The 5701-nt window shown below is 64.4% G+C and carries 5 protein-coding genes; 4 read left to right on the top strand and 1 reads right to left on the bottom strand.

Annotated elements, in window-relative coordinates:
• Positions 1 to 99: 99 nt before the first annotated feature.
• Both QOH60_RS03460 and QOH60_RS03455 read left to right on the top strand, forming a co-directional pair.
• Positions 100 to 552, top strand: a complete 453-nt coding sequence (locus QOH60_RS03460; protein ID WP_526417118.1) for a DUF1931 family protein — start codon at positions 100 to 102, stop codon at positions 550 to 552.
• A 142-nt stretch (positions 553 to 694) separates the two neighbouring features.
• Complete coding sequence (locus tag QOH60_RS03455) at positions 695 to 1162, top strand: Hsp20/alpha crystallin family protein (RefSeq protein WP_526417115.1); 468 nt, start codon at positions 695 to 697, stop codon at positions 1160 to 1162.
• Here the strand turns inward: QOH60_RS03455 and QOH60_RS03450 are convergent.
• Positions 1159 to 2796, bottom strand: coding sequence for a PucR family transcriptional regulator (locus QOH60_RS03450; protein WP_526417113.1), 1638 nt, complete (start codon positions 2794 to 2796; stop codon positions 1159 to 1161). The genes QOH60_RS03455 and QOH60_RS03450 overlap by 4 nt on opposite strands.
• Before the next feature lie 413 nt (positions 2797 to 3209).
• Between QOH60_RS03450 and dnaK the strand changes: the two genes are divergently transcribed.
• Together dnaK and QOH60_RS03440 are read left to right on the top strand one after the other, a co-directional pair.
• Positions 3210 to 5096 carry a molecular chaperone DnaK gene (dnaK, locus tag QOH60_RS03445; protein WP_526417111.1) on the top strand — a complete coding sequence of 629 codons (1887 nt, stop codon included), beginning with the start codon at positions 3210 to 3212 and terminating at the stop codon, positions 5094 to 5096.
• Positions 5097 to 5102: 6 nt separating this feature from the next.
• Positions 5103 to 5627, top strand: coding sequence for a nucleotide exchange factor GrpE (locus QOH60_RS03440; protein ID WP_526417109.1), 525 nt, complete (start codon positions 5103 to 5105; stop codon positions 5625 to 5627).
• Positions 5628 to 5701: the final 74 nt, after the last annotated feature.

Raw genomic sequence — 5701 nt, 5'->3', positions numbered from 1 at the left:
GATTGCACCTGCGGGTCCGGTTCGGTGTCACCCACGAAGTGCCAACGTGAAGTGTCGGCCCGGCCGGGCCATTTTGGATCTATGGACCGGAGGTAACGCGTGACCCATCCGTCGGGTATTCCGGTGTTCGAACGGTTCTTCCGCTCGGTCGCAAGCATCAAGATCGACAAGAACGACGTACGTCGCTTCCGGGAGTTCGTCGACGAGCAGATCGATGACATCGCCATCGCCGGGCGTAACTCGGCCAAGTGGAACGGCCGTGACGTGATTGTGGCGCAGGACCTTCCGATCACCAAGGGCGTCCAGGAACGAATGCGCGAGTTCGACAAGCTCGACGAGGCCGAGGAGATCCGCGAGTTGCTGCGCCAGGTGGTACGACGACCACCTGGGGACATTACGTTCGCCGAGGACACTGAGCAGCTGCTGCCAGAGCTGTTCGGCGGGTTGAGCATCGCGTTGGCCCGTTCGTTCCGCGTGGTGGACCCGAAGGTGTCCAACCCGTCACCTGAGCACTGGAACCGAGTGTTCACACTATTTCGGCTGGTTTTCTGATGCCGACGGTCGCACTTGTCGTGACTGACCCCGGCGAGCGAAATCGCGGGGCTCAAACCGTCCCGACAGTGCGAGGCGCCCGCCCGCATCCACGGGGCATTCTTTGACCACAACCGCTGATGAAACGTAAAGGGGAATTGACATGACTCTGCGAGTGCAACATTCCGCAGGCCAGGCGCGGAGCTGGCGCCCATTTCGCGAGTTCGAGAATCTTTATACCGAGATGGATCGGCTGGCGCAGTCGGTGTTCGGTGCCTCCACCGGTGATGGTGCCTGGATACCGGCGGCCGACATCGTCGAGACCGAAAGCGCGTATCTCATCGAGGTCGAGCTTCCTGGTGTGCGGCGCGAGGACGTCGATGTCAATCTGAACGGCAACGAATTAGTGGTAACTGGTGAGGTGAAGGAGCGCAAGCGCGAAGGTTTGTTCCGCCACCGGACCCGGCGGGTCGGTGAGTTCGAGTTACGCCTAATGCTGCCGGGCCACCTTCGGGAACGCGACATCGAGGCGTCCCTGGCGTATGGCGTGCTGAAACTCTATGTGCCGAAGGCCGAGAGCACCAAGACAAGCAAGATCACAGTGAGTGAGTCGGGCGACGGCTCACCCTAGACGCCCGTTGCACCGGGCTGCCGGTCAACGATCGGATTCAGGAATCGCCACGCCCGTGTCGCGGCGTGCAGGTTGAACCGGGTATCGACGTTACGGAGGTCGTGGCCGGTGAGTTCGGCGATGCGCGCCAGCCGGTAGCGAAGCGTGCTGCGATGGATGTGCAGTGCAGCCGCGGATTCGTCATAGTTTCCACCGCACTCCAGGTAATCGCTCAGGGTCATCACCAGTTCGGAGTTCTTGCGGTCGTCGTAATCCAGGAGCGGGCCCAGCCACTCGCGCACGAAACTTTCGACCTCGCCGCCGCCATGGGCGGCGTCGATGAGGCGATAGAATCCGAGTTCGTCGAACGCCGCTGCGCCTTCCGGATTGGCCGAGTGCAGTCGGATGTTCAGGGCGCGGCGCGCTTCTATGAACGACTGCGGAAATTCTTCGGGCACCTCGCAACGACTGCCGATGCCGATCACGCTGGTTGTCGCGCCGAGGATTTCACTGATCGCGTGGTGAAACGCCCGCGGGTCCGGGCGGCCGTCGGTAAGCAGAACCACGAGTCCCGCGTAGCGTCCTTGCAGATAGTTCCGGTGCAACACGGTCGCGGCGCGCCCCGCGGCTGTTGCTAAGGCGGTCTGTGCGCAACCGGCGTTTTGTGCCACCACCACGTAGTGTGGGCGGCGCAGGTCGTGGCCTAGGGCGTCGGCACGAGCGTAGGCCCCGTCTCGGTCGGTGCCGGCCAACAGATCGTCGACAAGATCGCGGCGCAGATTGAGTTCGATCTCAGCGACGGTTCGCTGGTGGGAAAGCTCCGGCGCCAGAACGGTGCTGCCATAGCGCAGGGCAAACAAGTCGTCCTCGGTCACCGTGTCGTCCGGGTCGCTCAACGCGAGGACACCGAGGATCTCGGCACGGGGCTGGACGAGCGTGAGCACCCGCCCCCCGATCCGCGCTGGTGTGTTCTGTGCGGCCAGCTCGTGCAGCAGGAGTTCGCGTTTGTCCGCCGCCTGTTTGGAGTAGGGGCGGGGTTGTCCGGGTCCGGCCCAGCAGCGTAGGTTGCCGAACCTATCTTCGAGGCCCACCGAATGCCCTGTCAGGTCATACAGCGCGTTCACGATGCCCTGCTCGCCCCTACCCGCCGCCACCGCCGCGCTCAATATCTCGTGCACGTTCGTTTGACGTTGCAGCCGTGACACCTTGGTGGCAAGTTTGCGATTCGCTACCTCCTGGTCGGCGTTCGCCTTTCTCAGCTTTGCCGCCGTACCGGTGTCGCGGTCATGCATTGCGGCATGCGCCAGGGCAGCGCCGGCCTGCTGGGCGAGCATGGTCAACAACTGAAACTGATTTTCCGACGGTGCACTCGCGGCGCTGACCACCAGACACCCGTTGACGGTGCTTCGGTGACTCAGCGGGAACGCCCACCCCCACCGGCCATTTTGTAAATCGACCTGCCCATCCGAGCCCGACTCGCGGATGTGTCGTTCGACGTCGGGGTGTGCCGCTTGGGACGGTGGAAAGCGAACGAACCCGCCGTTAACCGACCGGTAACTGGCCTCAACTTGGCAGGGCGCAAGGCCGCCAACGGCGGCGGTGGCGACGCAGAAGATTTCGTTGGCGTCGGAATCGCTGAAGGTAACGTTTGACAACGCGGTCAAACCCCCTGGCGAAAGCTGTTGGGGCTGCAGGGTGCGCTCTACCGGGCTGTGCGATTCGTTGTTCACCTTGGAGTGGCCGCGCTCAGGCCCTCCTCTCGAACCATCCGTGGCCGGATTGTTCGCTAACGCATCCGGGAAGCTACCCGCATCGGCGCTTCGAAGCGCCCTTCCGGGTCCGAAACTGACCACCCGAGATCCGCTGATTTAACGTTACTCCGCTGTAGTGCTAACAGACTCCGCTGTAGTGCTACCAGGCCGAATCAGAACCCAGATTTTCGGCTCACCGGGCGCACGCGACTCTGGCTACGGATCGCCAGACTTCTTGTTCGGGAGTGATTACGACGCGTCTTGTGGCGTGTGCTGCAACGCAACCTCTCGCCAGCGGCAACCGAAAGGAATGGACGATGGCAACAGCGGTAGGCATCGATCTCGGTACAACGAACTCGGTGATCGCCGCCTGGCAGGGCGGGGAGCCGATCGTGATTCCCAACGCCGAGGGTGCGCGAACCACGCCCTCGGTGGTGGCCTTCACGGAGAACGGCGAGCGTCTGGTCGGGCAACTGGCCAGGCGGCAGTCGATCATGAACCCGAAGGGCACCATCTACTCGGCGAAACGATTCATCGGTCGCCGCTTCGATGAAATATCGGAGGAAGCGAAGGCGGTCAGCTTCGACGTCGTCGAGGGCGAGGGTGGCGCCGCGCGCTTCGACGTGCGCGGCAAGCATTACTCGCCCGAGGAGATCAGCGCGCAGGTGCTGCGCAAGCTCGTCGACGACGCGAGCAAGTTCCTCGGCGAACGGGTCAAGGAAGCGGTGATCACCGTTCCCGCGTACTTCAACGACGCCCAACGCAACGCCACGAAGGATGCCGGCCGGATCGCCGGGCTGGATGTGCTGCGCATCATCAACGAGCCCACGGCCGCGGCACTGGCCTACGGGCTGGATAAAAAGGGCCACGAGACCGTGCTGGTGTTCGACCTCGGCGGCGGCACCTTCGATGTCAGCCTTCTCGACGTCGGTGACGGCGTGGTCGAAGTTCGCTCCACCGCCGGTGATTCCCATCTGGGCGGCGACGACTTCGACCACCGGCTCGTGGACTATCTGGCCGACGAGTTCCACCGTGAGAACAACATCGATCTGCGCAAAGATCCGCAGGCGCTGCAGCGGCTGTTCGAGGCGGCCGAGAAAGCCAAGGTGGAACTGTCGTCGGTGACACAGACGCAGGTCAACCTGCCGTTTGTCACTGCCGACGCCAATGGCCCCAAACACCTCACCATGACCATCAATCGGTCGAAGTTCGACGAACTCACGCACGATCTCGTGGAGCGCTGCATGGGCCCGGTCAAGCAGGCGATGGACGACGCCAAAGTGACGGCCAATGACATCGACGAGGTCATCCTGGTCGGCGGGTCGACCCGCATTCCCGCCGTCCAGGCCCTGGTCCGCCGGCTCACCGGCGGCAAGGACCCAAACATGACAGTCAACCCGGACGAGGTGGTCGCAATGGGTGCCGCGATCCAGGCGGGCGTGCTCAAGGGCGAGGTCTCCGACGTCTTGCTTCTCGATGTCACCCCACTCTCGCTGGGTGTGGAGACAGCGGGCGGCGTGATGACCAAGATCATCGAGCGCAACACCACCATCCCGGCCCGGCGCAGCGAGGTGTTCAGCACCGCTGCAGACAACCAGCCGGCCGTGGATATCGTTGTGCTGCAAGGTGAACGCGAGATGGCCAAGGACAATCGCGTACTCGGCAGGTTCAAGCTGGAGAACATCCGACCGGCCCCGCGCGGTGAGCCACAGATCGAGGTCACCTTCGACATCGATGCTAACGGGATCCTGCATGTCACCGCGCGCGACAAGGACACGGGCGCCGAGCAGAGCATCACCATCAGCGAACAGTCGAACCTCGATCAGAGCGAGGTCGAGCGGATGCTGGCCGAGGCTGAGGCGCACCGCCGCGAGGACGAACAGCTGCGCAAGCTGGTCGATGCGCGCAATGAACTCGATTCGGCCGCTTACCAAGTCGAGCGCCGCCTCGCCGAGCTAGGCGACTCCGCGGCGCCACATGACCGGGCCCGCGCCGAGATGCTGGTCGCCGACGGGCGGCAAGCCATCAAGGACGAGGCCCCGCTGGACCGGGTGCAATCGCTGACATCCGAACTGCAGCAGGTGCTCTACGGGCTGCAGCCCGCCCCAGCCGGCGGCGGCAACGAGCAGCACCCGTCCGGTAACGGCCAGGGCTCGCGAGTTGGCGACGACGACGTAGTCGACGCCGAGTTCGACCGGGGCTGAGGCGCAATGGTCAGCTCGACAGAACATTCGAAGACCGACGAGGACCGCGACGCGGTTGGCGACAGCCCGCCCGAAGCGGTTGCCTCCCAAGCCGATTCGGCCGCCGAGCTGGCCAAGCTCGAGGATCGTTGGCGGCGCGCGGTCGCCGATCTGGACAACCTGCGAAAGAGATACACCCGCGAACTGGACCGCGAGCGGGCGACGGAACGGTCCAGGGTGGCTGGCGCCTGGCTGCCCGTCGTGGACAACTTGGAGCGGGCGATCGCCCACACGGGTGACCAGTCCGACGCGGTCGTAGAGGGCGTGAGGAGCATTCTCGACCAGGCGTCACAGGTGCTCGAGCAGCTCGGCTATCCACGCGATGCCGAGGCAGGGGTGCCATTCGACCCGGAGCGTCACGAGGTGGTCGGTGTCGTCGAGCAGGCCGACAGCGCACCCGGGACGGTGGTCGAGGTGCTGCGACCGGGCTACGGGCAAGGCTCGAGCCAGCTGCGGCCGGCGGCCGTGGTGGTCAGCCGACGCGAGGAGTGAGATCGGGTGGCCCGCGACTACTACGAAGTCCTCGGGGTGTCGCGGGACGCGACCGCCGACCAGATCCAGCGGGC

The organism is Mycobacterium sp., from assembly GCF_032159765.1.
Lineage (GTDB): Bacteria > Actinomycetota > Actinomycetes > Mycobacteriales > Mycobacteriaceae > Mycobacterium.
This window is presented reverse-complemented; position numbering and strand designations above follow the sequence as displayed.

Coding starts and splice junctions, on each gene's coding strand:
- QOH60_RS03455 (WP_526417115.1), top strand. CDS start 695: ATGACTCTGCGAGTGCAACATTCCGCAGGCCAGGCGCGGAGCTGGCGC.
- QOH60_RS03440 (WP_526417109.1), top strand. CDS start 5,103: ATGGTCAGCTCGACAGAACATTCGAAGACCGACGAGGACCGCGACGCG.
- dnaK (WP_526417111.1), top strand. CDS start 3,210: ATGGCAACAGCGGTAGGCATCGATCTCGGTACAACGAACTCGGTGATC.